This window comes from Kitasatospora humi, assembly GCF_020907985.1.
Taxonomy (GTDB): Bacteria; Actinomycetota; Actinomycetes; order Streptomycetales; family Streptomycetaceae; genus Kitasatospora; species Kitasatospora humi.
In genome coordinates, this window is the sequence record NZ_JAJJPA010000072.1 from 1 (window position 1) to 26,685 (window position 26,685).

At 73.9% G+C, this 26,685-nt stretch carries 19 protein-coding genes, 1 pseudogene and 1 riboswitch; of the genes and pseudogenes, 16 read left to right on the plus strand and 4 right to left on the minus strand.

The features are described 5' to 3' along the window. Both LN042_RS33990 and LN042_RS37515 read left to right on the plus strand, forming a co-directional pair. A partial coding sequence (locus LN042_RS33990) for an SUKH-4 family immunity protein (protein ID WP_230055312.1) occupies positions 1-1,324 on the plus strand: 1,324 nt, incomplete at its 5' end. Positions 1,325-1,477: 153 nt separating this feature from the next. Beyond that, positions 1,478-2,872, plus strand: coding sequence for a hypothetical protein (locus tag LN042_RS37515; RefSeq protein WP_283843996.1), 1,395 nt, complete (start codon positions 1,478-1,480; stop codon positions 2,870-2,872). Between the two features lie 59 nt (positions 2,873-2,931). Here LN042_RS37515 and LN042_RS34000 read toward each other — a convergent pair whose 3' ends face one another. Then, positions 2,932-4,485, minus strand: a complete 1,554-nt coding sequence (locus tag LN042_RS34000) for an AbgT family transporter (protein ID WP_230055313.1) — start codon at positions 4,483-4,485, stop codon at positions 2,932-2,934. Between the two features lie 90 nt (positions 4,486-4,575). Continuing rightward, a complete protein-coding gene (locus LN042_RS34005; protein WP_230055314.1) occupies positions 4,576-5,850 on the minus strand; it encodes a nucleotide sugar dehydrogenase in 1,275 nt (424 codons plus the stop codon). 521 nt (positions 5,851-6,371) lie between these two features. Between LN042_RS34005 and mfd the strand changes: the two genes are divergently transcribed. Continuing rightward, complete coding sequence (gene mfd, locus LN042_RS34010; protein WP_230055315.1) at positions 6,372-10,028, plus strand: transcription-repair coupling factor; 3,657 nt, start codon at positions 6,372-6,374, stop codon at positions 10,026-10,028. Positions 10,029-10,071: 43 nt separating this feature from the next. Here mfd and LN042_RS34015 read toward each other — a convergent pair whose 3' ends face one another. Beyond that, positions 10,072-10,656 carry a DUF4352 domain-containing protein gene (locus LN042_RS34015; RefSeq protein ID WP_230055316.1) on the minus strand — a complete coding sequence of 195 codons (585 nt, stop codon included), beginning with the start codon at positions 10,654-10,656 and terminating at the stop codon, positions 10,072-10,074. A gap of 210 nt (positions 10,657-10,866) precedes the next feature. Between LN042_RS34015 and LN042_RS34020 the strand changes: the two genes are divergently transcribed. The 6 genes from LN042_RS34020 to LN042_RS34045 all read left to right on the plus strand — a co-directional run bounded on the left by LN042_RS34020 (position 10,867) and on the right by LN042_RS34045 (position 17,921). Then, positions 10,867-13,062, plus strand: coding sequence for an N-6 DNA methylase (locus LN042_RS34020; protein ID WP_230055317.1), 2,196 nt, complete (start codon positions 10,867-10,869; stop codon positions 13,060-13,062). A 5-nt stretch (positions 13,063-13,067) separates the two neighbouring features. Beyond that, positions 13,068-13,757: a spermidine synthase family protein gene (locus LN042_RS34025; RefSeq protein WP_230055318.1), complete on the plus strand. Its 690-nt coding sequence runs from the start codon at positions 13,068-13,070 to the stop codon at positions 13,755-13,757. Between the two features lie 66 nt (positions 13,758-13,823). Continuing rightward, positions 13,824-14,405: a hypothetical protein gene (locus LN042_RS37520; RefSeq protein ID WP_283843997.1), complete on the plus strand. Its 582-nt coding sequence runs from the start codon at positions 13,824-13,826 to the stop codon at positions 14,403-14,405. Further along, a complete protein-coding gene (locus tag LN042_RS34035; protein WP_308191911.1) occupies positions 14,402-16,081 on the plus strand; it encodes a serine/threonine-protein kinase in 1,680 nt (559 codons plus the stop codon). The genes LN042_RS37520 and LN042_RS34035 overlap by 4 nt, the downstream gene beginning before the upstream one ends. A gap of 183 nt (positions 16,082-16,264) precedes the next feature. Then, positions 16,265-16,897 carry a SurA N-terminal domain-containing protein gene (locus tag LN042_RS34040; protein WP_230055319.1) on the plus strand — a complete coding sequence of 211 codons (633 nt, stop codon included), beginning with the start codon at positions 16,265-16,267 and terminating at the stop codon, positions 16,895-16,897. A gap of 28 nt (positions 16,898-16,925) precedes the next feature. Next, entirely contained in the window at positions 16,926-17,921 is a 996-nt protein-coding gene (locus LN042_RS34045) for a nucleoside triphosphate pyrophosphohydrolase (RefSeq protein ID WP_230055320.1), read from the plus strand. Between the two features lie 4 nt (positions 17,922-17,925). On the opposite strand, the gene LN042_RS34050 is transcribed toward LN042_RS34045, so the two are convergent. Beyond that, positions 17,926-18,351 carry an SDR family NAD(P)-dependent oxidoreductase gene (locus tag LN042_RS34050; RefSeq protein ID WP_230055321.1) on the minus strand — a complete coding sequence of 142 codons (426 nt, stop codon included), beginning with the start codon at positions 18,349-18,351 and terminating at the stop codon, positions 17,926-17,928. Positions 18,352-18,491: 140 nt separating this feature from the next. On the opposite strand from LN042_RS34050, the gene LN042_RS34055 reads away from it, so the two are divergent. The 7 genes and pseudogenes from LN042_RS34055 to LN042_RS34090 all read left to right on the plus strand — a co-directional run bounded on the left by LN042_RS34055 (position 18,492) and on the right by LN042_RS34090 (position 26,557). After that, on the plus strand, positions 18,492-19,760 hold the full coding sequence (locus LN042_RS34055) for a cytochrome P450 family protein (RefSeq protein ID WP_230055322.1): 1,269 nt from the start codon (positions 18,492-18,494) through the stop codon (positions 19,758-19,760). Positions 19,761-19,961: 201 nt separating this feature from the next. Further along, positions 19,962-20,160: riboswitch (cyclic di-AMP (ydaO/yuaA leader) on the plus strand. A gap of 3 nt (positions 20,161-20,163) precedes the next feature. Next, complete coding sequence (locus LN042_RS37525) at positions 20,164-20,913, plus strand: transglycosylase family protein (RefSeq protein WP_283843998.1); 750 nt, start codon at positions 20,164-20,166, stop codon at positions 20,911-20,913. Between the two features lie 237 nt (positions 20,914-21,150). Beyond that, on the plus strand, positions 21,151-22,440 hold the full coding sequence (eno, locus tag LN042_RS34070) for a phosphopyruvate hydratase (RefSeq protein WP_230055323.1): 1,290 nt from the start codon (positions 21,151-21,153) through the stop codon (positions 22,438-22,440). A gap of 247 nt (positions 22,441-22,687) precedes the next feature. Next, the gene (locus LN042_RS34075; protein WP_230055324.1) at positions 22,688-23,110 is read left to right on the plus strand and encodes an FtsB family cell division protein; all 423 of its coding nucleotides are present in this window, start codon (positions 22,688-22,690) and stop codon (positions 23,108-23,110) included. A gap of 14 nt (positions 23,111-23,124) precedes the next feature. After that, a pseudogene (locus LN042_RS34080) lies at positions 23,125-23,616 on the plus strand (DUF501 domain-containing protein); the annotation flags it as partial. Between the two features lie 212 nt (positions 23,617-23,828). Next, on the plus strand, positions 23,829-24,770 hold the full coding sequence (locus tag LN042_RS34085; protein ID WP_230055325.1) for a Ppx/GppA phosphatase family protein: 942 nt from the start codon (positions 23,829-23,831) through the stop codon (positions 24,768-24,770). Positions 24,771-25,189: 419 nt separating this feature from the next. Beyond that, positions 25,190-26,557: an NAD(P)/FAD-dependent oxidoreductase gene (locus LN042_RS34090; RefSeq protein WP_230055326.1), complete on the plus strand. Its 1,368-nt coding sequence runs from the start codon at positions 25,190-25,192 to the stop codon at positions 26,555-26,557. Positions 26,558-26,685 lie beyond the last annotated feature (128 nt).

Here is a 26,685-nt window from a genome sequence, read left to right on the forward strand (position 1 = left end):
CCTGCCCGGTGCCCCCGGCCCCGCCGCCCCGGCCGCCGGTCGTGGCCGCGGTGACGGCAGCGCCCCGCCGCCCCCGCCGCCGGCCGCCCTGCGCGGTGGCGCGGGCAGCGGTCCGTCCTCCTCCGGTGGCCGTGGCCGCGGTGACGGCAGCGCCCCGCCGCCGCCCCCGCCGTCCGGCCTGCGCGCCGACGGCGGCAAGCCGGCCGCGCCCGCCGCCGCGGCGGCTGCCGGTGCCGCCGACCTGGCCGACGCCTCGACCAGCAAGGCCGCGATGCCGCCCCGGGCCGGTGTCCCCGGCGCCGCCGCGCCGGTGCCCGGCCTGCCGCCGCAGGGCGCACCGGTCCCGCCGGGCGTCCCCACGGTCGGCCCCGGCTACCTCGCGGTGCTCAGCTACCGGGCGCCCGACGGCTCCGAGCAGAAGGTGATGTTCCGCAGCGAGCCCGGCACCCCGCACCCGGAGTGGCGGCTGCTGCAGGAGGTGCGGCGGCTGGGCGTGCCCGCCGAGCAGGTGCTGGAGCTGCACACCGAGCTGGAGTCGTGCGACCTGCCCGGTGGCTACTGCCGCCGGCTGATCGCGGCCTCCTGGCCGAACGTGCGGATCAGCCACACCGCCGCCTACGGCCGCGACCTGCCCTCCCGGCAGGCCGGCATGGCGCACCTGCTCAACCACCTGGACGAGCTGCACCAGCTAGCCGGCGGCCCGCAGCGCCCGCGCCCGGTCCGGGCGCCGCTGCCCGCGCCGGGCAGCGTGCGGCAGCTGCCGCCGGTGCCGCCGCAGCAGCTGGCGGCCGATCTGGCGCAGTACTTCGGCCCGGCGGTGTTCCGCTACGAGCAGCGCGCGGTGTCCCGCGCCGGGGTGCCCGAGGCGGTGGCGCAGACCCTGGTCTGGGGTGGCTTGCCGACCAACTTCGGCCCCTTCTTCTGGGCGCACGCCCCGGAGAACCGGCCGATCCCGACGCTGGCGGAGCTGGCGGCCGAGCGCGGCCGCCCGGCGGCCCAGGACGCCGCCGGCTACCTGGTGCTCGGCAACGACTACGGCCGCCAGATCTGTGTGCAGTACGGCACAGCCGCCGTGGTCGCGGTGGACCTGGAGGGAACCAACGAGCCGCCGCGCTTCGTCAACACCGGTGTGCCGGAGTTCGTCCGGTCGCTCGCCGTGCTCGGTCGGATGTGGCCGCTGCGCTACGGCCTGACCCCGGATCAGGCCGGGCGCTGGACCACCGATTTCCAGGCGGAGCTGGCCGCGGTCGACCCGGCGGCCCTCCAGGCGCCGGACACCTGGTGGGCGGTCCTCCTGGAGCAGTTCTGGGACGGTCTGCTGTAGCCGCCCCCGTGGCGGCGGGCCGGAGCGTCACCGCGGGTGCGCTCCGGCCGGCGGTGCCGCTTCCTTGGGCTTTCCTGATGATCTGCGCAAAATAGGTCAAGAGGACAGGCATCGAGACCAGCCCGACCAGCCCGCCACTGAGGGGACCAGGACATGAGCGACGCCATCCCGTCGTACGGCTTCACCGCGGCCCGGCGCGGCTACGCGCCCGAGCAGGTCGATCGCGCGCTGGCCGCGCTGACCGGCCAGCGGGACACGGCGTGGCAGCGGCTCAGCCAACTCGGGTCCGAGATCCGCGACCTGGAGACGGCGCTGGAGGCCGTACGGCAGGCGGCCGCCGAGGCCCCCGAGCCGGACTACGCCACGCTCAGTGAACAGGCCGCCGACCTGATGGCGATCGCCGAGAACGAGACCCGCAACATCCGGGACAAGGCCGAGCGGTTCGCCGAGGACGCCCGCGACGGCGCCTACCAGGCCGGCCAGGCGGCCCAGCGGGCCGCCGACGAGTACGCCGCCGCCCTGCGCGCCGAGGCCGACCAGTACGCCCGCCGGACCGACGAGCGCAGCCGCGCCGAGGCCGAGCGGCTGCGCGCCGAGGCCGACCGGGACGCCCGCACCATCCGCGACACCGCCACCGCCGAGGCCGCCAAGCTGCGGGTCGCCGCCGCCGAGGCCGGCGAGCGGGCCGAGGCCAAGCTGGCCGAGCTGCGCCGCGAGGCCGACGAGCGGTTCGCCGCCGAGGAGCTCGCCGCGCAGGCCGCGGACGCCAAGGGCTCGGCGCTCGCCGAGCAGCGGCTGAAGGAGGCCGAGCAGCACCGGGAGGCCACCATCGGCATCGTCAAGCAGATCGACACCGAGGCCCAGGCCCGTGCCGACCAGCTGATCGAACGGGCCCGCCGGGAGGCCGAGCGGATCAACTCGGCCTCGGCAGAGGAGCAGGCCGCCTTCGAGGAGCGGCTGGCCACCGTGCAGGCCCACCTGGACACCATCAAGGGCACCCTGGCCTCGCTCACCGGCCGTGCGGTCGGCATGATCGAGTCGGCCGAGCAGTCCGCCCCCGCGCCGGCGCTGCCCGCGCCGACAGCCCCCGCGCCGACCCTGCCCGCGCCGACAGCCCCCGCGCCGACTCTGCCCGCGCCGACCACCCCCGCGCCGGCCGACGCCGTGCCCGCCTCCGAGGCGGACACCAGCGAGGTGCCGCAGCCCGGTGCCACGGCCGACGCCCCGACCACCGTGCTGCGCCTCCCCACCGAGCTGCGCAAGGCCGCCGCCGACCCGCGCGCCGCCGACCCGCGCGCCGCCGACCCGCGCGCCGCCGTCCCGCAGGACGCCCCGCCGGCCCCCGCCACCGCCCCGGACCCGGCCCCCGCGATGCAGGTGCCCCCGCGCCCGGTGACCCCGCCGCCGGCGCCGACCGCACCGCCCGCCGTCCCGCCGGCGTCCACCGCCGCGGAGGACCAGACGGCGATCATCCCGAAGATCGTCATCATCGACGACGGCGTCACCCTGGACACCCTGCCGGGTACGGTCGGCCGCCGCCGGCTCTGAACGGGCGGACCGCTACGGCCGCTTGGCGGCGGCTCGGGCCGGCCGGCGCCGAGGGCCGGTCAGCCGACGCCGAGCGGGATGCCGAGCAGGTACCAGGCGATGAAGAAGGCGACCCAGACCACCCAGGCCACGGCGGCGACCGGGAGGGTGAAGGAGGCGAGGGTGCCGATGCCGGCGCTCCTGCGGTACTGCCTGAGGAAGCCGACGGCCATCATGAAGAACGGGCTCATCGGGGTCACGCACTTGGTGACCGAGTCGGCCACCCGGTACATCGCCTGCGTCGCCTCCGGATGGACCCCGACGAGCATCAGCATCGGCACCAGGACCGGGGCGACCAGCGCCCACAGCGCGGAGCCGCTGGTGACCAGGAGGTTCATCACCGCGACCAGCACGGCGATGCCGAGCAGCACCAGCCAGCCGCTGAGGTGCAGGTCGCGCAGCGCCTCCGCGCCCTTCACGGCCAGCACGTTGCCGAGGTTGGTCCAGCTGAAGTAGGCGAGGAACTGGGAGATGGCGAAGAACAGGACCAGCGTCGGGGCCATCGCCCTGGTGCCGTCGGCCATCGCCCTGACCACGTCCGGCGCGCCGCGGAACGTCCCGGCCAGCCGGCCGTGGACCCAGCCGACCAGGGTGAAGAACACGCCGAGCACCATCGCCATGCCGCTGAACAGCGGCGAGTCCACGATCCCGCCGTGGGCTCCGCGCAGCGGTGAGGACGCCGGGACCATCGCCGCGACCAGGAGCACGGCGAAGCCCAGCGCGACCAGCCCGGTGCGGCGCAGCGCGCGGCGCTGCCCCGCGGTCGGCTCGATCGCGCGCGGCTCGCCGCCGGCCGCCGCGGCTCGCGGCTCGTCGGGCTCCAGGTCCGAGCGCCGGGCCAGGACCTTCTCGACCACCACCGTGATCACGAGCGCCATCAGGAGGGACGACGCCAGCCCGAAGTAGTAGTTCTGCACCGGCGTCACGATGGCGTGCGGGTCGATGACCCGGGCCGCGGCGGTGGAGATCGACGACAGCAGCACGTCGGTCGTGGTGAGGGACGGGGAGGCGTTGAAGCCGGCGGAGACCGAGACGAAGGCGACCACGCAGCCGAGCACGGGGCTGCGGCCGGCGGCCCGGTAGAGCGCCGCCCCGAGCGGGATCAGCGTCACGTACGCGGCGTCCCCGGCGACATGGCTGACCATCGCCGTCAGGGCCAGCGCGAACGTCAGGTGCCGCCCCGGCACCCGCGCGACCAGGCGCTGCAGCAGGGTTTCGAACAGTCCGCTCTTCTCGGCGACGGCGATGCCGAACATCACCACCAGGACCGTCGCCAGCGGCGGGAACTGCGCGAAGTTGTCGACGGCGTGCTGGACGGCGAGCACCAGCCCGTCCCTGCTGAGCAGGCTCTGCACCTTGACGCTCTTGTGCGTCCCGGGCAGCACGGCGCCGACGTGCAGCCCGGCCAGCACGGCGCTGAGCACGGCGACGATCCCCGCCAGGATCCAGAACAGCCAGAACGGGTCGGGCAGCCGGTTGCCCGCCCGCTCGATCGCCGCCAGGCCGCGGAACACGGCCCGCAGCCATCTCGAACCGGGCTCGGCCTCCCGGGCCCCGGTGATCGTGGCACTCATCGCTACTCCTCCAACGAGTCGGCATCCAGGCCCCGTTCATGCTGCGCCTGACTGCCGCCCGGGGGGAGACCCCCGACAGCCGATGCTTCCTCAGAGCACCTCCACCGCGGGCCCGGTGAGCCGGCGGCGGCAGTCCAGCAGATAGCGGGCGTGCCCGGCGATCTGCGGGTAGTCGAAGTCGTCGTGGTCCGCGAGCAGCACCACGGCGTCGGCGGCGGCCAGTTCCTCGGGGGTCGGGGCGACGCGCTGTACGCCGGTGAACGGGCCGCGCCGGCCCGGGAGGTGGATGCCGGAGAGCACGTGCGGGTCGGCGGCCCGCACCTCGGCGCCCATCCTGGTCAGCAGTTCGGCGATCCGGGCGGCGGGGGTCTCCCGGGCGTCGCCGGTGTTCTTCTTGTAGGCGAGGCCGAGCAGCAGGATCCGGGAGCCGTTGACCGGTCGGCGGCGCTGGTTGAGGCCCTCGGTCAGGCGCCGCACCACGTAGTCCGGCATGTGGCTGTTGACGTCGTTGGCGAGTTCGACGAACCGGAAGGAGTGCCCCAGGGCCCGCTCGACCCGCCAGGAGAGGAACGAGGGGTCGATCGGCAGGCAGTGCCCGCCCACCCCGGGCCCGGGGTCGAACCGCAGGAAGCCGAACGGCTTGGTGGCCGCCGCGTCGATCGCCTCCCAGATGTCGATGCCCAAGTCGTGGGCGAACATCGCCAGTTCGTTGACCAGTGCGATGTTGACGTGGCGGAAGGTGTTCTCCAGCAGCTTGGCGAGTTCGGCCTCCTTGCAGGAGGGGACCGGCACGGTGCGCTCGACCAGCCGGCCGTAGAAGTCGTCGACGGCGCGCAGCGACTCCGCGGTGATCCCGGAGACCACCTTGGGGGTGTTCTCCAGGCGCCAGCGCGGGTTGCCCGGGTCGATCCGCTCGGGGCTGTAGCCGAGGTGGAAGTCGAGGCCGGCCGCCAGGCCCGAGCCCTTCTCCAGCAGCGGTGCCAGCAGCTCCTCGGTGGTGCCCGGGTAGGTGGTGGACTCCAGCACCACGGTGGCGCCCGGGGACAGCCGGGCCGCCAGCACCTCGCCGGCCGCCTCGATGTAGGACAGGTCGGGGACGCCGTCGCGCAGCGGGGTGGGCACGGTGATCACGGCGAGGTCGAAGCCGGCCAGCTCGGCGGGGTCGGCGGTGGGGCGGTAGCGGCCGGCCGCGAGCAGCGGGCGCAGCCGGTCGGCCGGGATGTCCTCCACGTAGGAGTCACCGCGGGCCAGCCGGTCGACCCGGAGCTGGTCGATCTCGTACCCGATGACCTGATGACCGACTTCTGCCGCGCGGACCGCGAGCGGGAGCCCGACGTAGCCCTGGCCGGCGATGACCACACGCATGACGGTCAGCCTAGGGAGCGCGTTCGGCGGCGAACCGGGAATGGGCGGCCCCGAGCGCGAATATCACTGGAACGAGGGGCACGGCAGCACGTACGTCCAGGACTCGGGGCGCCCTCCAGGACGGGGCGCCCCGACTCCCGACGGTCGGGCGGGCGCCCCCACCCAGGGTCGCCCGGCCTCGCACCCCGACCCCCATCGGAGCGCGTCGCGCTCACGGCGCCATCCCCCACGGTTGGAGCGGCGAGCACGCGCCCCATACTGCGCGACGTCCATGGACGCACAGTGACCGGAGTGTGTCGTTTTCCTGACGATCGGCCGCCGCGCCCGGTCTCCGGGCCGGGTGGCGACCCGCGGCCCGGCCCCGGGGCGGGCCGTGCTGGCCGCGTCAGGGTGGTCCGTGCGGCGTACCCTGGATGCGCGACCCGGCCCCTGAACTCCGCGTGCCGGGCGCCTCAAGCTGCCCGGCTGCAGCTGCCCAGCCGCCGGGCGTTCCGCCGCGACCCCACGGGACGAAAGAACGCATGAGCCTGACCGGTTTGCTCGATGTCGTGGTCCGCGACCCCGCCCTCGCCGAGGCGCTCGAGGCGGCGGCCACCGGCCACCGGCCGCACCTGGACCTGGTGGGACCGCCCGCCGCCCGGCCGTTCGTGGTCGCCGCGCTGGCCCGCTCGCTGGCGGCCGGCGCCGGGGAGCGCGGCCGCCCGGTGCTGGCGGTGACCGCCACCGGCCGGGAGGCCGAGGACTTGGCCGCCAGCCTGCGCTCGCTGCTGCCGCCGGACGCGGTGGCCGAGTTCCCCGCCTGGGAGACGCTGCCGCACGAGCGGCTGTCGCCCCGCTCGGACACGGTGGGCCGCCGGCTCGCGGTGCTGCGGCGGATCGTTCACCCGGCGGTCGGGGGCACCTCCGAGGGGCCTGGGGGAGACCCGTCCACCGGGCCGGTGCAGGTGATCGTGGCCCCGGTCCGTTCGGTGCTGCAGCCGCAGGTCAAGGGGCTGGCCGAGCTGGAGCCGGTGGCGCTGCAGCGCGGCGAGACGCACGATCTGCAGGAGGTCGCCCGCCGACTCGCGGCGGCCGCCTACGCCCGGGTCGAACTGGTCGAGAAGCGCGGTGAGTTCGCGGTCCGCGGCGGCATCCTGGACGTCTTCCCGCCGACCGAGGAGCACCCGCTGCGGGTGGAGTTCTGGGGCGACGACGTCGAGGAGATCCGCTACTTCAAGGTCGCCGACCAGCGCTCCCTGGAGATCGCCCAGCACGGCCTGTGGGCGCCGCCGTGCCGGGAGCTGCTGCTGACCGACGAGGTGCGGGCCCGGGCCGCCGAGCTGGCCCGGCAGCACCCGGAGCTGGCCGAGATCCTGGACAAGATCGCCGAGGGGATCGCGGTCGAGGGCATGGAGTCGCTGGCCCCGGTGCTGGTGGACGACATGGAGCTGCTGCTCGACGTGCTGCCGGACGGCTCGGTGGCGGTGGTCTGCGATCCGGAGCGGGTGCGGACCCGGGCCGCCGACCTGGTGGCGACCAGCCAGGAGTTCCTGCACGCCTCCTGGGTGGCGGCCGCGGCCGGCGGCGACCGGCCGATCGACGTGGAGCAGATCGACGTCTCTGCGGCCTCGCTGCGCTCGCTGGCCGAGGTGCGCGAGCACGCCCAGGAGATCGGGCTGCCCTGGTGGTCGGTGAGCCCGTTCGCCACCAGCGACTCCGAGGTCTCGGCGGTCCTGGCCCGCAGCGGAGCCGCCGGTGAGTACGGCGACACCAACACCCTGACGCTCGGCATGCACGCCGTGGAGGCCTACCGCGGCGACACCGCCCGGGCGATCGCGGACGCCAAGGAGCGGCTGGCCGCCGACTGGCGGGTCGTCATGGTGACCGAGGGCCAGGGGCCGGCCTCCCGGCTGGCCGAGGTGCTGGGCAACGAGGGCATCGCGGCCCGACTGGTGCCGGACCTGGGCGAGGCGCCCACCCGGGACGTGGTCCACGTCTGCTGCGGCTCGATCGAGTACGGCTTCGTGGACGAGTCGCTCAAGCTGACCGTGGTGACCGAGACCGACCTGTCGGGCCAGCGCTCCTCCACCAAGGACATGCGCAGGATGCCGTCCAGGCGGCGCAACGCGATCGACCCGCTGGCCCTGGCGGCCGGCGACTACGTGGTGCACGAGGCGCACGGGGTCGGCCGCTACGTCGAGATGGTGCAGCGCACCGTGCAGGGCGCGACCCGCGAGTACCTGGTGCTGGAGTACGCGCCGGCCAAGCGGGGGCACCCCGGTGACCGGCTCTTCGTGCCGACCGACCAGCTGGACCAGGTGACCAAGTACGTCGGTGGCGAGGCCCCGACGCTGCACCGGCTCGGCGGCGCGGACTGGGCGAAGACCAAGCAGCGGGCCAAGAAGGCGGTCAAGGAGATCGCCGCCGACCTGATCAAGCTGTACAGCGCCCGGATGGCCGCGCCCGGCCACGCCTTCGGCTCGGACACCCCCTGGCAGCGCGAGCTGGAGGACGCCTTCCCGTACGCGGAGACGCCCGACCAGCTGACCACCATCGCCGAGGTGAAGTCGGACATGGAGAAGTCGGTCCCGATGGACCGGCTGATCTGCGGTGACGTGGGCTACGGCAAGACCGAGATCGCGGTGCGCGCCGCCTTCAAGGCGGTGCAGGACGGCAAGCAGGTGGCGGTGCTGGTGCCCACCACGCTGCTGGTGCAGCAGCACTTCTCCACCTTCGCCGAGCGGTACGCCAACTTCCCGGTCACGGTGAAGGCGCTCTCCCGGTTCCAGACGGACACCGAGGCCAAGGCGGTGCTGGAGGGCCTGCGCGACGGCTCGGTGGACGTGGTGATCGGCACCCACCGGCTGTTCTCCTCGGAGACGAGGTTCAAGGACCTCGGCCTGGTGATCGTCGACGAGGAGCAGCGGTTCGGCGTCGAGCACAAGGAGCAGCTGAAGAAGCTGCGGGCCAACGTCGACGTGCTGACCATGTCCGCCACCCCGATCCCGCGCACCCTGGAGATGGCGGTCACCGGGATCCGCGAGATGTCCACCATCACCACCCCGCCGGAGGAGCGGCACCCGGTGCTGACCTTCGTGGGCCCGTACGACGAGAAGCAGATCTCGGCGGCGATCCGGCGCGAACTGCTGCGCGAGGGCCAGGTCTTCTACATCCACAACCGGGTGGAGTCGATCGACAAGGCGGCCGCCCGGCTGAAGGACCTGGTGCCGGAGGCCCGGATCGCGACCGCGCACGGTCAGATGGGCGAGACCCAACTGGAGAAGGTGGTGGTCGACTTCTGGGAGAAGGAGTTCGACGTGCTGGTCTCCACCACCATCGTGGAGTCGGGCATCGACATCTCCAACGCCAACACCCTGATCGTGGAGCGCGGCGACACCTTCGGCCTCTCCCAGCTGCACCAGCTGCGCGGCCGGGTCGGCCGCGGTCGCGAGCGCGGCTACGCCTACATGCTCTACCCGCCGGAGAAGCCGCTCACCGAGACCGCCCACGAGCGCCTCGCCACCATCGCCCAGCACACCGAGATGGGTGCGGGCATGTACGTGGCGATGAAGGACCTGGAGATCCGCGGCGCCGGCAACCTGCTCGGCGGCGAGCAGTCCGGGCACATCGCGGGTGTCGGCTTCGACCTCTACATGCGGATGGTCGGCGAGGCGGTGGCGGAGTTCCGGGAGTCGCTGGAGGCGGGTGGCGAGCCGGAGGAGGAGCCGCTGGAGGTGAAGATCGAGCTGCCGGTGGACGCCCACGTGCCGCACGACTACGCACCGGGCGAGCGGCTGCGGTTGCAGGCCTACCGCTCGATCGCGGCGGTCAACTCGGAGGCGGACATCGAGCAGGTCCGGGCCGAACTGACGGACCGCTACGGCAAGTTGCCGGACCCGGTGGAGAACCTGCTGATGGTGGCCGGCCTGCGGCTGCACGCGCGGCGCTGCGGGGTCGCGGACATCACGCTGCAGGGCAACTTCGTCCGGTTCGGGCCGGTCGAGCTGCGCGAGTCGCAGACCCTGCGGCTGAACCGGATCTACCCGCGCAGCCAGGTGAAGGCGGCCACCTCGCAGTTGCTGGTGCCGCGGCCGGCCACCGCGCGGATCGGTGGCAAGCCGGTGGTGGGGCGGGAGTTGCTCGCCTGGTGCGGCACCTTCCTGACCACCATGTTCGAGGAGCTGGCGGGCGCCAAGTAGGCCCGGGTGAGCGGTCGGGGCCCGTGGTCCGGGCGTCGGCCGCTCAGCCCAGCTGCCACTGGCCGGTCTGGTCGGCGAAGCCGCTGTCCAGGGTGAACTGCGCCTTGGACAGCTTGGTGCCGGTGGGCACCTCGAAGGTGATGAAGCCGAGCGCACTGTCCCCGGCGGCGATGTTGAGCGGCGTCGGGAAGCTCTGCCCGGCGGTGGTGTCGGCGACCACCGAGTTGTAGGACTGGCCCTGGTCGTCCAGCACGGTGGCGCCGTTGGACGGCGCGTCGCTGTAGGCGGCCGTGCCGGTGTTCTTGATCCGGAACTGGACGGCGACCCAGCGCTTGCCGTCGGCCGGGTTGATGCCGTCCGTGGCGCTCTGCGCGTTGTCGACCACCTTGACCACGGTGATGTCGGCGGACGCGCCCTGGTTCATGCCCTTCAGGCCGATGGTGTCGCCGACCTTGGCCACCGACGGGGCCTTGCTGCTCGGGGCCTTGCTGCTCGGGCTGCCGCCGGCGGACGCGGCGGCGGTCTGCTTGGGCTGGGTGGAGACCGTGTTGCCGCCGGTCGGCCCGCAGGCGGTGACGGCCAGGGCGAGCAGGGCGGTGCCGGTCAGCAGTGCAGCGGTGCGGCGCATGGCGGTTCCTCTGTTCACAGGGTGTGGATGAGTTGACGGCTGCGGCGGCCGGCGGGTGCGCCGTCCGCTGCGTCGTCATCACTACATCAGATGCTGTGTACGAGGTCAACAGCAAAAACCAAAACCTCTACGTTCACATGTGAACGAAGAGGTTCGCCGAAGGCTGGCTATGCTGGGCGCTCACAACCCCCTGCCCAGAGGAGCCGCGTCGTGCCGGAGCGCCCCGAGGTGACCCCCGTCGAGATCGCCCGGCTGGCCGGGGTCGGCCGGGCCGCCGTCAGCAACTGGCGACGCCGACACCCCGACTTCCCGCAGCCCGTCGGCGGCACCGACACCAGCCCCACCTTCGCGCTCGACCAGGTCGAGGAGTGGCTGCGCCGCCAGGGCAAGATCGCCGAACTGCCGCTGCTGGAGCGCTGCCACCAGCAGCTGGAGGCACTGCGCGAGCCGGCCGGCGCCCAGCCCGCGGCCGGGCCCGGGGGCGCCTCCCGATCGGAGGCCGGGGGAGGTCCGCTGGTGCTGGCCGGCGCCGTGCTGCTCCTGCTGCACCGCCGCCCGGACCGCTGGGCCGCCCTGGCCGACCAGCCCGACACTGCCCTGGCCCTGGCCCTGCCGCGCGAGCTGGCCGAACTGACCGGCGAGCTGTTCGGCCCGCACGGCAACACCCTGCTCGACCTGCCCCGGCTGCTCGGCAGCACCCAACTCGGCCTGGTCCGCCTGCTGGTGGCGCTCGCCCGGGACGGCGGCCCGGCCGCCGGCTACGAGCAGCTGCTGACCCGCGCCACCGAAGGCGGCGCCCGCCAGCCGCTGCTGCCGCCGCAGCCGGCCGCGCTGCTCGCCGCACTGGCCGCCGCCGACCGGCCCACCGCCGTGTTCGATCCGGCCTGCGGCCTCGGCGCCACCCTGCTCGCCGTCGGCCCGGAGGCCGTCCGGTACGGCCAGGAGCGCGACCGCGCCACCGCCGGCGCCGCCCTGCTGCGGCTGGCCCTGCACGCTCCGCCGTCCGCCCCCGGACCGCTGCCCCTGTACCTCGGCGCCGGCGACGCACTGCGCGCCGACGCCCAACCGGGCCTGCTCGCCGACGCGGTGCTCTGCCGTCCGCCCTACAACGAACGCGACTGGGGCCACGACGAGTTGCGGTACGACCCGCGCTGGCTGTTCGACCAGGCCCCGCCCCGCACCGAGCCCGAACTCGCCTGGCTGCTGCACTGCCTGGCCCACACCCGCCCCGGCGGCCTGACCGCCGTGCTGCTGCCGCCCACCGTCGCCTCCCGCCGCTCCGGCCGCCGGCTGCGGGCCGAACTGCTGCGCGGCGGCGCGCTGCGCGCGGTGGTCGCGCTGCCGGCTGGCGCCGCCCCGCCGTTCGGCGTGCCGCTGCACCTGTGGCTGCTGCGCCGTCCCGATCCGCAGGAACCTGCCACCGCCCGCCGCCTGCTGCTGCTCGACGCGGCCGCCACCCTCCCCGTGGCGGGCCCCCCGGCCGGCGGGACCCCCAGGGCCGGCGCCGCCGGCGGCCGCGACCGGATCGACTGGCCCGAACTGCACCGCACCGTGCTGGACACCTGGACCGGCTTCGACCGGGCGGTGCGCGAGGGCACGCCGCTGCCCGCCGAACGACCCGGCGTGCACCGGGTGTTGGATGCCATCGACCTGCTCGACGACGAGACCGACCTGGCCCCGGCCCGCCACCTGCCGCCACCCACCGCGCCCGGCGGTGCCCGGGAGCTCGACCGGCTGCGCGACCGGCTCACCGAGGAACTGACCGCCCTGGCCGCCCTGGACCGGCAGCTGCCCGCCGTCACCGAACCCGCCGAGCCGGCCGGCACCCCGCTCACCACGCTGGGCGAACTCGCCAGGACCGGCGTGCTGGACGTGTACTCCTCGGGGCAGGGCCCGGCCACCCGGGCGGCGGTCGACGGCGCCGCCGGCACCCCGGTGCTGACCGACCAGGACCTGGCCGACGACCAGCCCCCCAGCGCGGTGCTCGACGACGGCGGCGACACGGTGCTGCGGGCCCGGCCCGGCGACGTCCTGGTGCCGGTGCTCGGCGGCGGCACCGCCCTGGTGGTCCGACCCGGCGAGCCGGCCGACGGCGCGGTGCTCGGCGCCCGGCTCCACCTGCTCCGCCCCGACCCCGAGCTGCTCGACCCCGAGTACCTGGCCGGCCGGCTGCGCTCCACCGCCGGCAGCCGCTGGGCCAGCAGCCACGCCTCCACCACCACCCGGCTCGACGTCCGCCGGGTCCAGCTGCCCCGGCTGCCGATCGAGCGCCAGCGCGAACTCGGCGAGGCGTTCCGCCAGGCGGCGGCCTTCGAGACCCGGCTGCGCCGGGCCGCCCGCCTCGGCCGCCTGCTGGCCCAGGGGCTCACCGACGGCCTGGCGGAAGGGGAGTTGACGGTACGGTGAACGCCATGAGCTCCGAGTTGCCCACCCGGGACCACACCGGCGCCGCCACCGTGCTCGACCGGCGGGACGGTCCGTACGGCGAGGTCGTCCTGCGGCGGCGGGGTGCGGACCACGAGATCATCGCCAACGGCTGCTTCCTGATGGACACCGCCGACGGCCGATCGGAACGGCTGCTGGTCGACGCCGCACTGGAGCGGCTCACCGCCGCGCGGCCCTCGGTGCTGATCGGCGGCCTGGGGGTCGGGTTCTCGCTGGCCCACGCCGCCGCCGAGCCGCGCTGGGGCGCCATCACGGTCGTCGAGCGGGAGCCGGCGATCATCGACTGGCACCGCACCGGCCCGCTCGGCGAGATCTCCGCCGCGGCGCTGGCCGATCCCCGGGTGGTGATCCGTCAGGTCGACCTGCTCGACCACCTGGCCGCCACCGAGGACCGCTACGACGCGCTCTGCCTGGACATCGACAACGGCCCGGACTGGACGGTCACCGACTCCAACGACGGCCTCTACGGCCCGGCCGGCCTGGCCGCCGCCCGGGCCCGGCTGCACCCGGGCGGCATCCTGGCGGTGTGGAGCGCCCGCCCCTCCACCGCCTTCGAGGAGGCCCTGCGCGCGGCGGGCTTCACGGACGTGCACACCGTGGAGATCCCGGTGCGCCGCGGTGTGCCGGACGTGGTGCACCTGGGCAGGCGCCCCTGACCACCCGGCCCGCCTGGCGGTACCGTTTCCCTCACTGACGGCCGTGCCACCCGGGGGAGTTCGCCGATGTCGTACCCATCACCGCCGCCACCCGAGGCGAAGGGGCCGTTCAGGGGGTGGGCGAAGGCGGCGATCTGCCTGATCCCGCTGGCGACGGCGAGCCTGCTCGCCTTCGTGCCCGCCCTGCTGCTGGCCACCCGGCGCAAGGACCGGGCGGACGTGGTCGGCGCGGTGGTGGTCGGCCTGACCGAGATGGGCATGCTCATCTGCGCCGCACTGGCCGGCAAGGCGGACCGGGAGCCCGCCAACACGATCGGCGCGAGCCTGGTGGCGCTGCTGGTCTTCGGCGCGCCGGTCCACTTCCTGGTGATGGACGGCCGGGCGGCCTGGGCGCGCCTGCGACCGCGGCCCGTGCCGGCGTACCCCTCCCCGCAGCCGGTGCCGGCGTACCCCTATCCGCAGCCGTACGGGGCGTACCCGCAGCCGTACCCGCCGCAGGCACCGGCTCCCGTCGACCCGCAGCCTCCGACGCGGACACCGCGTCCTGTCCGGGACCAGCCCCCCGCCCAGGCGCGATCGGGCCCCACCGACGACCTCCGGGAACTCGGCGAGCTGCTGCGCCGTCAGGCCGGGGGCGACCGGCAGTGACCAGGGAACGGCTGATCGGCGGGCGCTACCGGCTCGCCGAGAAGATCGGGCACGGCGGCATGGGCCAGGTCTGGGCCGGCTACGACGAGCGCCTGGACCGCCGGGTGGCGGTCAAGCTGCTCCGCGCCGACGCCCCGGGCCTGGCGGCCGGCCGGGGCTCCCAGCCGCCCGGCTCCACCGGCACCGCGGAGTTCGGCGACGACCTGCGCAAGCGCTTCCTGCGCGAGTGCCGGATCACCGCCGGCCTCGACCACCCCGGCCTGGTCACCGTCTTCGACGCCGGTGAGGACGCGGGCGACCTCTTCCTGGTGATGCAGCGCCTGCCCGGCATCGGCCTGGGCGACCTGATCGCCGAGGAGGGCCCGCTGCCGGTGTCCTGGGCGGTCGCGGTGGCCGCCCAGATCTGCGCGGCGCTCTCGGTGGTGCACGCCGTGCCAGTGGTCCACCGGGACCTGAAACCCAGCAACGTGATGGTCCGCCCGGACGGCCGGGTGGTGCTGCTCGACCTCGGCATCGCCACCGCGCTGGACGGCGACCACACCCGGCTCACCCTCACCGGCGTGCCGATCGGCAGCCCCTCCTACATGGCGCCCGAGCAGGCGCTCTCCGGCACCGTGGACGCCCGCAGCGACCTCTACGCGCTCGGCTGCCTGCTGCACGAGATGCTCACCGGCGAGGCGCCGTTCCGGGCCCCCACCGCGCTCGGCGTGCTGCGCCGCCAGGTTGACGATCCGCCGGTGCCGCTGCGGCGGTTGCGCGCCGAGGTGCCGGCCGAGCTGGAGGCACTGGTGCTCGACCTGCTGGCCAAGGCGCCGGCGGACCGGCCCGCGGACGCGCAGCGGGTGTTCGGGCGGCTGCGGCCGCTGCTGCCCGCGACCGGAGCGGCGCCGCCGCCGTCCCACGGCCCGGTGCCGGACCCGACCGGGCCGTTCCGCCATCCGCACCACCCGGTGCCCGAGCCGGCCAGGAGCCGACCCGCCGCTCTCGCGGCCCTGGACCGGGAGGCGCCGCCTCCGCCCGCCGCACCCCGGTCATCCACCACCGCGCCCGTCACCGACCTGGCCGCCGCCTGCGGACAGGTCTCCGACCTGCTGGCCGCCCAGCGCTACGCGGAGGTGATCGACCTGGCCGCCCGGCTGCTGCCGCAGGCCCGGGCCGAGCACGGCGAGCACGCCCCGCTGGTCACCACGCTGCGCACCATCTACGCCCGCACCCTGCTGCAGGAGGGCCAGTACCGGGCCGCGCTGCCGGAGTACCAGCTGCTGGCGGTCGCCGCGGTGGCCGAGCAGGGGCCGCGCGCCCTGCCGGCGCTGGAGCACCGGCGCAGGACGGCCGCCTGCCTGGAGCAGCTCGGCCGGGTGCCCGAGGCGCTGGCCGAGTACCGGGCGCTGCTGGCCGACTGCACGGCCCGGCTGGCCGAGGGGCTGGACACCGACCCGTCCCGCTGCTTCGAGCTGCGCGAGCGGATCGGCCTGCTGCTGGCCGGCTCCGGCGACCCGGACGGCGCCTGGGAGTGGCTGCTGGCACTGCTCTTCGACCGCGAGCCGCGGCTCGGCCCGCACCACCCCGACGTGGTGCGGTTGCGCCGCCACCTGGACCAGCTGCAGCAGCACCGCACCGGTCGGCTGCCGCCGCTCGATCCGCGCACCGGCAGCTGGTGGCGGCCCGGTGGCTGAGCCCCGACCAGCCGGACGTCCCGGCCGGTTGTGTCCGATCAGCTGACGAGCCGCCAAATGACCCGTCCCGGTGACCTGTTCGGTTCAACGTCTGGGCAACGGCGGGCCCGCTCCCTATCCTCAGGAAGCGTCAGGAGTACGTCTCGGCCCCTTCGCCACCGCAGCCTGCCCGGGAGGCCCCGCGTGATCCGCAGCAGCTCCGTCCGCCGCACCCTGCCCGCGCTCGGCGTCCTGCTGGGCACGCTGGCGCTGAGCGCCTGCGGCAGCCAGCCGCCCCGCCCCGGGGCCGCCGCCCTGGTCGGGTCGGACCGGATCACGGTGGCGCAGGTGGAGGCCCGGGTGGCGGAGTTCCGGGCCCAGGCGGCCCAGCTGCCCAGCGGGCAGTACCAGGAGCAGGCGGGCCTGGTCGGGGCGACCGTCTACGGGATGGTCTTCGACCAGGTGGTGGCCCGCGCGCTGGCCGACCACCAGCTGTCGGTCACCGACACCGAGGTGGCCCAGCTGCGCGAGCAGGAGGTCGCGGCGCTGGGCGGGGAGGCGGCCCTGGAGCAGAACCTGCTGCTCCGCAACGGCGTGCCGACCCAGGAGATCGACGGCTACCTGCGCGAGCAGCTCGGCCTGCAGAAGCTGGCCAAGGTGAGCGGGCAGCAGCTGGGCACGACCGACGGCAACCAGGCGGTGCATCAGCTGCTGACCACCGCCTCCGAGGAGCTGCGGGTGACGGTCAACCCGCGCTACGGCACCTGGGACCCGGCGCAGGCGGTGCTGGACAACCCGAGCGAGCCGTGGCTGCCGCAGTCCGGCGCCGCTGCCTGAGTTCACAGCGGGGCGGTAGGTTCGAGGTGTGGAGACCTCGAAGCTGACCCTGCTCACCACCACCCACCGGATCGCCCCCGGTCTGCTCAGTTGGCCCGCGTGGCAGGCGCTGCACGGCGCGCCGCTGGTGCTGACCGCCGACCCGGAGCACCCCCAGCTGCCCGCGCTGGCGCAGGCCGGCGTCAAGGTCGAGCGGACCGAGCGGACCACCGCGCCCGCGCTGGCCCGGGAGCTGGCCGAACGGGCCCCGCTGGTCTTCCTGGGCAGCCAGGACGGCGACCCGGGGCTGACCGACGCGCTGGCCAGGATCGCGGTGGAGCAGGCCGGCGAGGCGCCCGAGATCGAGCTGCTGCCCGGCTCCTACGACCTGCCCGGTGCCCGGCTGCTCGACCTGGTCGCGGTGATGGACCGGCTGCGGTCGCCCGGCGGCTGCCCGTGGGACGCCGAGCAGACCCATGAATCGCTGGTGAAGTACCTGGTCGAGGAGGCCTACGAGCTGGTCGAGGCGATCGAGGAGGGCGATCGGGCGACGCTGCGCGAGGAGCTCGGCGACGTGCTGCTGCAGGTCTTCTTCCACTCCCGGATCGCCGAGGAGCACGCCGAGGACCCGTTCTCCGTCGACGACGTGGCCGGGGACATCGTGGACAAGTTGGTCTACCGGCACCCGCACGTCTTCGCCGACTCGGACGCCGACACCACCGACCAGGTGGAGGCCAACTGGGAGGCGCTCAAGGCCGCCGAGAAGCAGGACCGCGAATCGGTGCTGGACGGCGTGCCGAGCGGGCTGCCGGCCCTGGCGTACGCGGCCAAGCTGGTCTCCCGGGTGCGGCGCGCCGACTTCACCGCGGTGCCGGACGCGCCCTACCGGCTGCCGGCCGAGCTGACCGAGGAGAGCGTGGGCGCCCTGCTGCTGGCCGTGGTGCAGCGGGCGCACGACGCCAAGGTGGACCCGGACGCGGCACTGCGGCGCGCCGCGCGCGGCTACCGGACGGCCGTGCGGGCCGCGGAGGGACTGGCCGGCTGAGGGATCAGGCCGCCGCCGTGCGCCGCTGCGCCTCCCGGGCCCGGCGCTGCGGCGGCAGCAGCTCGCCGATCGCCTCGCTCAGCGGGTGGAGCAACTCGGCCAGCCGGTCCAGGTCGCCGGGAAGTTCGGCCAGGCTGACGACCCGTTCGCCGTCCGGTCCGGCCACGCAGAACAGGTCGATCCGGCCCAGGTGCTTCTCGCAGGTGTCGACCAGCGCGGCGATGTCGCTGGGCTGGTGGATGTCCGAGGAGACGCCGACCACCGGGCAGCCGGTGCGGTCCAGGGCGGCGGCCAGGTCCTCGGCGATGCCGACCCGGGGGTCCGCCAGCAGCAGACCGGTGGCTCCCGCGGCGGCGAAGCGGCGGGCCGGCAGTTCACCGTCACCGCCGTCGAGTACCGCGATGACCACCACTTGCCCGGCTACTCGCATGGTGTGCTCCTTCCCGTGGGCGACCGCACTGTGGCCCACCTGTGTATCGGGGATCGTAGGCTTCGCCTGACCCTCCGCAACAGGGATTACCCGGCAGGTGACCAGACTCACTCCCAGTTGGGAACGGATACGGTCAAGACATGCCCAACCAGCCGACCGCCCCGATGCCGCCCCTGTTCACCTGGGAGTTCGCCGCCGATCCCTACCCGGCGTACGCCTGGCTGCGGGAGCACGCCCCGGTGCACCGCACCACGCTGCCCAGCGGGGTGGACGCCTGGCTGGTGACGCGGTACGCGGACGCCCGGCAGGCGCTGGCCGACAGCCGGCTCTCCAAGAACCCGGCGCACCACAGCGAGCAGGCGCACCGCACCGGCCGGGTCGGCATCCCGGGGGAGCGGCAGGCCGATCTGATGACCCATCTGCTGAACATCGACCCGCCGGACCACACCAGGCTGCGGCGGCTGGTCTCCAAGGCGTTCACCCCGCGCCGGGTGGCCGAGTTCGAGCCCCGGGTGCAGCGGCTGACCGACCGGTTGATCGACTCCTTCGCGGCGCGCGGTTCGGCCGACCTGATCCACGAGTTCGCCTTCCCGCTGCCGATCTACGCGATCTGCGACCTGCTGGGGGTGCCGGCCGAGGACCAGGACGACCTGCGGGACTGGGCCGGGATGATGATCCGCCACCACGGCGGCCGGCGCGGCGGCGTCGGCCGAGCCGTGAAGCAGATCCGGAAGTACCTGGCGGAGCTGATCCACCGCAAGCGGGCGGACCTCGGCGACGACCTGATCTCCGGTCTGATCCGGGCCAGTGACCACGGGGAGCACCTCACCGAGAACGAGGCCGCCGCGATGGCGTTCATCCTGCTCTTCGCCGGCTTCGAAACCACCATCAACCTGGTCGGGAACGGACTGCTCGCCCTGTTGTGCGATCCCGGGCAGCGGGCGCTCCTCCAGGAGTCCGTCCAGCGCGGCGAAAGCGGGCTGCTGGCCACCGCGGTCGAGGAGCTGCTGCGCTACGACGGCCCGGTGGAGCTGGCCACCTGGCGGTTCGCCACCTCGCCGCTGAGCATCGGCGGGGTGGAGATCCCGGTCGGCGATCCGGTGCTGGTGGTGCTGGCCGCGGCCGATCGGGATCCGGCCAGGTTCGACCGACCGGGCACCCTGGACCTGGCCCGTCGGGACAATCCGCACCTGGGCTTCGGACACGGGATCCACTACTGCATCGGTGCGCCGCTGGCCCGGCTGGAGGGCCAGCGGGCGCTGGCCACGCTGCTGACCCGGCTGCCGGACCTGCGACTCGCCGCCGAGCCGGGGGAGTTGCGCTGGCGCGGCGGTCTGATCATGCGCGGACTGCGCGAACTGCCGGTTTCGTTCACGCCCGAAGAGCCCGCGAATGTGATCGAGAGCTGATCGGACGCGACTCCAGCAGCGCTGACGAGTCGTTGGGGCCTCGGACGGCTGCCGCCTGAAAGCGGATCAATCAGTCAAACCCGACCCGTTGGTAGGCGATGCATGACGCACCGTGATTCCAGCGTGATGTGGACGATATGAGCTTGTGATTGGTCGGTAGATCTGCTTACCCTCCCAGGAGTTCGCGCAGGCGAACCCCCGCACGCGAGTACGCCGAATCCTGCCCATCGCGTCGCGGGACACCTGACCACCAGGGGCAGGGGCGGGGGACCCAGGTTTTTCTGCCGTTCCCACGGCTAGGGGTGAAGCCGACCGCCGGAGCGATCCGGGCGGGCGGCCGGGCCAACCTCACCGGTCCGAACCCGACAGCTCACCTCGCAGGCGTGCGGAGAGGGACGTCTCAATGCTGTTTGGCACTGGCCGCCACCGTCGCCGTACCGCTGCCGAGAAGGCCATCGCCGTGGCCGGCGTGGCCGGCGCGGGAGTCGCGATCCCACTGCTCACCGCGACCGGCGCGCACGCCGCCCCGGTCTCCGCGTGGGACGGCGTGGCGAACTGCGAGAGCACCGGCAACTGGTCGATCAACACCGGCAACGGCTTCTACGGCGGGCTGCAGTTCACCAACTCGACCTGGGCCGCGTACGGCGGTACCCAGTACGCCCCGCGGGCCGACCTGGCCACCAAGGACCAGCAGATCGCGGTCGCCGAGCGGGTGCTGGCCTCGCAGGGGCCGGGTGCCTGGCCGGTCTGCTCGGTCAAGGCCGGGCTCACCCAGGGCGGCTCCCCGGCCTCCGTGCACCCCGGTGGCGGCGCGACCGCCTCCCGGTCCGCCGACCGGCCGGCGCAGCCCGAGCAGGCCCAGCCCCGGCAGGCCCAGCCCAAGCACGCCCGGCCCGGGTCGGCCGCCCCGCAGCACCGGTCGGCCCCGGCCCAGTCGGCCCAGCCGACCCGGTCGGAGCCGGCCCCGCAGCCCGCCGCGCCGACCGCGTCCGGTGCCCACGACTACACCGTCCGGTCCGGCGACACGCTCTCCACGATCGCCCAGGCCCAGCACGTGGCCGGCGGTTGGCAGGCGCTCTACCAGGCCAACCACTCGACGGTCGGTCAGGACGCGAACCTGATCTTCCCCGGCCAGACGCTGCACCTCGGCTGACCCGCCGGCGCGCCCCCGGCACCCGGGCCGTCGCACCGCGCCCGGGGCCGTCCCACAGGTCGGCGGCCCGGGGCCGGGGCGGACGTGCATTCAGGTGAAGTACTGACAGGTAGCAGAACCACACCGTGAGACGGGAGCCAGGTCCCGGTCTCCGGTCGGGCGGGTGCGGTTAGGCTCTGGTCGTAAGGCCCCCGTCCTCCCGCTGTCCCCAGGACCGCTTCCGCAAGGAGATGCATAGTGCCGTCCATCGATGTCGTCGTCGCACGCGAGATCCTCGACTCGCGCGGCAACCCCACGGTCGAGGTCGAGGTCGGCCTCGACGACGGCAGCACCGGCCGTGCCGCCGTCCCGTCCGGCGCCTCCACCGGAGCCTTCGAGGCGCTGGAGCTGCGTGACGGTGACAAGAACCGCTACGGCGGCAAGGGCGTGGAGAAGGCCGTCCTCGCCGTCATCGAGCAGATCGGCCCGGAGCTGGTCGGCTACGACGCCACCGAGCAGCGGCTGATCGACCAGGCGATGCTCGACCTGGACGCCACCCCGGACAAGTCCTCGCTCGGCGCCAACGCCATCCTCGGTGTCTCGCTGGCCGTGGCGCACGCCGCCTCCGAGGCCTCCGACCTGCCGCTCTTCCGCTACCTGGGCGGCCCGAACGCGCACGTCCTGCCGGTCCCGATGATGAACATCCTCAACGGCGGTTCGCACGCGGACTCCAACGTGGACATCCAGGAGTTCATGATCGCCCCGATCGGTGCCGAGTCCTTCTCGGAGGCCGTGCGCTGGGGCGCCGAGGTCTACCACACCCTCAAGGCGGTGCTGAAGGAGCGCGGCCTGTCCACCGGCCTGGGCGACGAGGGCGGCTTCGCGCCGAACCTCGACTCCAACCGGGAGGCCCTGGACCTGATCACCGAGGCCATCCAGAAGGCCGGCTACGTGCCGGGCAAGGACGTCGCGCTGGCCCTGGACGTCGCCGCCTCCGAGTTCTACAAGGACGGCGCCTACCAGTTCGAGGGCAAGTCGCTCTCGGCCGGCGAGCTGATCGACTACTACGCCGACCTGGTCGCCGCCTACCCGCTGGTCTCCATCGAGGACCCGCTGGACGAGTCGGACTGGGACGGCTGGAAGGCCATCACCGACAAGCTCGGCGACAAGGTCCAGCTGGTCGGTGACGACCTGTTCGTGACCAACCCGGAGCGCCTGGCCAAGGGCATCGAGACCGGCACCGCCAACGCGCTGCTGGTGAAGGTGAACCAGATCGGTTCGCTGACCGAGACCCTGGACGCCGTCGAGCTGGCCCAGCGCAACGGCTTCCGCTGCATGATGTCGCACCGCTCGGGCGAGACCGAGGACGTCACCATCGCCGACCTGGCCGTCGCCACCAACTGCGGCCAGATCAAGGCCGGTGCGCCGGCCCGGACCGACCGCACCGCCAAGTACAACCAGCTGCTGCGCATCGAGGAGATCCTCGACGACGCCGCCGAGTACGCGGGCCGCGCCGCCTTCCCGCGGTTCCGCTCTGCGGACCAGTAGGCACAGTCGCTCTGCGGACCAGTAAGCAGAGTCGCTCCGCGGGCCAGTGAGCGCAGTCGCTCGCTTCGAGGGCTGAGCTCGACCGCCCCGCGTTCGCACCCGCACCCGCACCCGCGCGCATGCCGCGCGGGTGCGGGTGCGCAGCCACTGGCGAGGATTCCGGTAGGAGCGCGGTCGAGGTGGCGATCGTGCGAGGCCGACAACGAGCAGGTGCGCCCGCACCGGCGCGACGGAGGGGCGAGGAGTCATGGCAGCGTGGAAGTTCCCGGGGCGGCCCCGGTTCACCAGCCGGGCCACCGTGCTGGTGCTGGTGCTCTGCTCGCTGGTGGCGATCCTGGCCTATCCGGCACGTCAGTTCATCAACCAGCGGGACGAGATCGCCGCCCAGCGGGTCAAGGCCGAGCAGGCCAAGCACGCGGTGGAGCAGTTGACCGCCGAGAAGGCCCGCTGGCAGGACCCGGAGTACGTCAAGGCCCAGGCCCGGCAGCGGCTGCACTACGCGATGCCCGGCGAGATCCCGTTCACCGCCGTCGACCCCACCCCGCGGCCCGGCACCACCGAGCCGTCCGGCACCGGCTCCGGGCCGGCCGCCAAGGCACTCCCCTGGTACACCACCGTCTGGAACTCGGTGGACGCCGCCGCCTCACCCTCCCCCGCCCCCGCTCCGTGAAGACCTGATGAGCCATGAGTACTGAGAACCAGCCCGTCGCGGACCGCGACCTCGCCGCCGTGGCGGCCCAGCTCGGCCGGGTGCCGCGCGGTACCCGCGCCGTCGCCCACCGCTGCCCGTGCGGCAACCCCGATGTGGTGGAGACCGCGCCCCGGCTGCCGGACGGCACGCCGTTCCCCACCCTCTACTACGTGACCTGCCCCAAGGCCGCCTCGCTGATCGGCACCCTGGAGGCGGACGGCGTGATGAAGGAGCAGACCGCCCGGCTGGCCGAGGACCCCGAGCTGGCGGCCGCCTACCAGAGGGCGCACGAGGACTACATCGCCCGCCGGGACGCCATCGAGGTGTTGGAGGGCTTCCCGTCGGCCGGCGGCATGCCGGACCGGGTGAAGTGCCTGCACGTGCTGGTCGGCCACTCGCTGGCGGCCGGCGAGGGCGTCAACCCGCTGGGCGACGAGGCGCTGGCGATGCTGCCGGAGTGGTGGCGCAAGGGCTCCTGCGTCACCGAGGAGCAGATCCAGTCCGGCATCGAGGCGCTGCGGCGCCGGCGCGCGGAGGACGAGGACCACGCCGCGGTGATCGCCGCCAAGGAGCGCAAGACGGCCGAGCGGGCCGCCAAGCGGGCCGCCGCCGAGGCGGAGCAGGACGGGTCGGCGCAGGACGGCTCGGCGCAGGACGGGTCGGCGCAGGACGGCTCGGAGCGGCCCGAGGGGGACCGGTGAGCAGCATCCGGGTGGCCGCGGTGGACTGCGGCACCAACTCGATCCGCCTGCTGATCACCGACATCGATCCGCAGCGCGGGCAGGCCGTCGACCTGGACCGCCGGATGCTGATCGTGCGGCTCGGCCAGGACGTGGACCGCACCGGGCGGTTGGCGCCCGAGGCGCTGGAGCGCACCTTCGCGGCCTGCCGCGAGTACGCCGCGGTGATCGCCGAGTACGGCGTGGCCCCGGAGCGGACCCGGTTCGTGGCCACCAGTGCCTCCCGGGACGCCGAGAACAGCGCGGAGTTCGCCAAGGGCGTGCGGCAGATCCTCGGAGTCGATCCGGAGGTGGTCTCGGGTGACGAGGAGGCGCAGCTCTCCTTCGCCGGCGCCACCAAGGGCCTGGCCGGCACCGCGGTCGCGGCGCCGTACCTGGTCTTCGACCTGGGCGGCGGCTCCACCGAGTTCGTGCTGGGCGGCGAGACCGTGCGGGCCGCGCGCTCGGTGGACATCGGCTCGGTGCGGCTGACGGAGCGCCACTTCGCCGGCTCCGAGGTGCCGACCCCGGTTCAGCGCGCGGCGGCCGAGGCGGACATCGCCCAGGGCCTGAACCTCGCCGCCGAGACGGTGCCGCTGACCGAGGCGGCCACCCTGGTCGGCCTGGCCGGCACGGTCACCTCGGTGGCTGCGATCGCGCTCGACCTGCCCGAGTACCAGTCGGCCCGGATCCACCACTCCAAGCTCTCGCTGACCCGGGTCCGCGAGGTGACCGAGCGGCTGCTCGGTGCCACCCACGCCGAGCGGGCGGCGATTCCGTCGCTGCACCCCGGGCGGGTGGACGTGATTGCGGCCGGTGCGCTGGTACTGCGTTCGATCATGGAGCGCGTGGGCGCCGCCGAGCTGGTGGTGAGCGAGCACGACATCCTGGACGGCATCGCCTGGAGCCTGGTCTCCTGACCCGCTTCTGACGGCCCGCCACCCCGCCCGGCGCCTTCGGACCGGGGTGGCGGGCCGGGTCCGGCGAGAAGCTTCGTGAATTTCTTCACATGGAGTTCCCCCTGTTCTGGGCAGTCGGACGACCGGTTCGTCCGGTATGCGGGACTGAAGGCTCCGCAGTCACTGCGGCCGATGGATCCCAGGCGGGGCTCAGGTTTGGCCGGTGGAATCCAAACAGGTGTCAGACGAGGTGCCAGTGCCGGCGGATCGTTGCTGCTCAACCGCGTGAGCGGAACTCAAACGTCCGCACGAGGCGGCATTTGGCGGCCGTGCGGGGGAGTGGGGCCCGAGGTGTGGGCGGGCAGTGTAGCAGGCCCGGTCCACCGGCTTGTGACGGGCCTCACGAAGGGTGCTCCGAGCGGTGCTGGATACTTTCCGATATGAGCACCACGGAGCGTCCTCGCATCCTCATTGTCGGCGGTGGTTACGTCGGCCTGTATGCCGCGATGCGCATCCTCAAGAAGATGCGCTTCGGGGAGGCGACCGTCACGGTCGTCGACCCGCGGTCGTACATGACGTACCTGCCCTTCCTTCCCGAGGCGGCCGGCGGCAACGTCGCGCCTCGCAACCTCGTCGCGCCGCTGCGCAGCGCCCTCAAGAACGCGGAGGTCCTCACCGGTCACGTGACCGAGGTGGACCACGCCCGCAAGGTCGCCACCATCGCGCCGCTCGCCGGTGACAGCTACGAGCTGCCCTTCGACTACCTGGTCGTGGCCACCGGCTCGGTCTCCCGCACCTTCCCGATCCCGGGCCTCGCGGAGCACGGCATCGGCATGAAGACGGTCGAGGAGGCGATCAGCCTCCGCAACCACGTCCTGGCCCAGCTGGACAAGGCCGAGTCCACCACGGACGAGGCGATCCGCCGCAAGGCCCTCACCTTCGTGGTCATCGGCGGCGGCTTCGCCGGCGTCGAGACGATCGCGGAGATCGAGGACATGGCCCGCGACGCGGCCAAGCTCTACAAGACGGTCAGCCGTGACGACATGCGCTTCGTCATGGTCGAGGCCGCCAACCGCATCCTCCCCGAGGTGGGCCCGGACCTGGGTCTGTGGACCAAGGGCAAGCTCGAGGAGCGCAACATCGAGGTCTTCATCGAGACCTCGATGGACTCCTGCGTCGACCAGCACGTGGTGCTGAAGAACGGCGAGGAGATGGACGCGGCCACCATCGTGTGGACCGCGGGCGTCAAGCCCAACCCGGTGGTCGCCAACTTCGGCCTGCCGCTGGGCCCGCGCGGTCACGTCGACACCGCCCCGACCCTCCAGGTGCAGGGCTTCGACTACGTCTGGGCGGCCGGTGACAACGCCCAGGTGCCGGACCTCGCCTCCGGCGAGGGCGCCTGGTGCCCGCCGAACGCGCAGCACGCGGTGCGCCAGGCGGCCGTGCTCGGCGACAACGTGGTTTCCGGCATGCGGGGCTTCCCGCAGAAGGAGTACCGCCACAAGAACCTCGGTGCGGTCGCCGGCCTGGGCCTGCACAAGGGTGTCGCGATCCTCTTCGGCAAGGTCAAGCTGAAGGGCCGTCCGGCCTGGTGGTTCCACCGCCTGTACCACGGCGCGATGGTGCCGACCGTGAACCGGAAGATCCGGGTCTTCACCGACTGGACGCTGGCGATGTTCCTCAAGCGGGAGACGGTCGGCCTCGCCCAGATGGAGAAGCCGTTCGACGCCTTCCAGGAGGCCGCCGGTCCGGCCCCGAAGCCGGCCGCGGTGCCTGCCGAGTCGGACAAGGCGCTCGCCGGGAAGTGATCAGCAGCGACTGATCCCGGGCGGCAGGTCCGGGGTATGAGTCGGAGGCCCTCCGCCCGGCAGCGCCGCCGGACCACGACCTCCGTGGTGCTCAGCCGGTTGTGCGACCGGGCGGAGTACGAACAAAC

Excerpts from the sequence above, each read along its gene's own strand:
- LN042_RS37515 (WP_283843996.1), top strand. The coding sequence starts at position 1,478 with ATGAGCGACGCCATCCCGTCGTACGGCTTCACCGCGGCCCGGCGCGGC.
- LN042_RS34000 (WP_230055313.1), bottom strand. The coding sequence starts at position 4,485 with ATGAGTGCCACGATCACCGGGGCCCGGGAGGCCGAGCCCGGTTCGAGA.
- LN042_RS34005 (WP_230055314.1), bottom strand. The coding sequence starts at position 5,850 with ATGCGTGTGGTCATCGCCGGCCAGGGCTACGTCGGGCTCCCGCTCGCG.
- mfd (WP_230055315.1), top strand. The coding sequence starts at position 6,372 with ATGAGCCTGACCGGTTTGCTCGATGTCGTGGTCCGCGACCCCGCCCTC.
- LN042_RS34015 (WP_230055316.1), bottom strand. The coding sequence starts at position 10,656 with ATGCGCCGCACCGCTGCACTGCTGACCGGCACCGCCCTGCTCGCCCTG.
- LN042_RS34025 (WP_230055318.1), top strand. The coding sequence starts at position 13,068 with ATGAGCTCCGAGTTGCCCACCCGGGACCACACCGGCGCCGCCACCGTG.
- LN042_RS37520 (WP_283843997.1), top strand. The coding sequence starts at position 13,824 with ATGTCGTACCCATCACCGCCGCCACCCGAGGCGAAGGGGCCGTTCAGG.
- LN042_RS34050 (WP_230055321.1), bottom strand. The coding sequence starts at position 18,351 with ATGCGAGTAGCCGGGCAAGTGGTGGTCATCGCGGTACTCGACGGCGGT.
- LN042_RS34055 (WP_230055322.1), top strand. The coding sequence starts at position 18,492 with ATGCCCAACCAGCCGACCGCCCCGATGCCGCCCCTGTTCACCTGGGAG.
- LN042_RS37525 (WP_283843998.1), top strand. The coding sequence starts at position 20,164 with ATGCTGTTTGGCACTGGCCGCCACCGTCGCCGTACCGCTGCCGAGAAG.
- LN042_RS34075 (WP_230055324.1), top strand. The coding sequence starts at position 22,688 with ATGGCAGCGTGGAAGTTCCCGGGGCGGCCCCGGTTCACCAGCCGGGCC.
- LN042_RS34090 (WP_230055326.1), top strand. The coding sequence starts at position 25,190 with ATGAGCACCACGGAGCGTCCTCGCATCCTCATTGTCGGCGGTGGTTAC.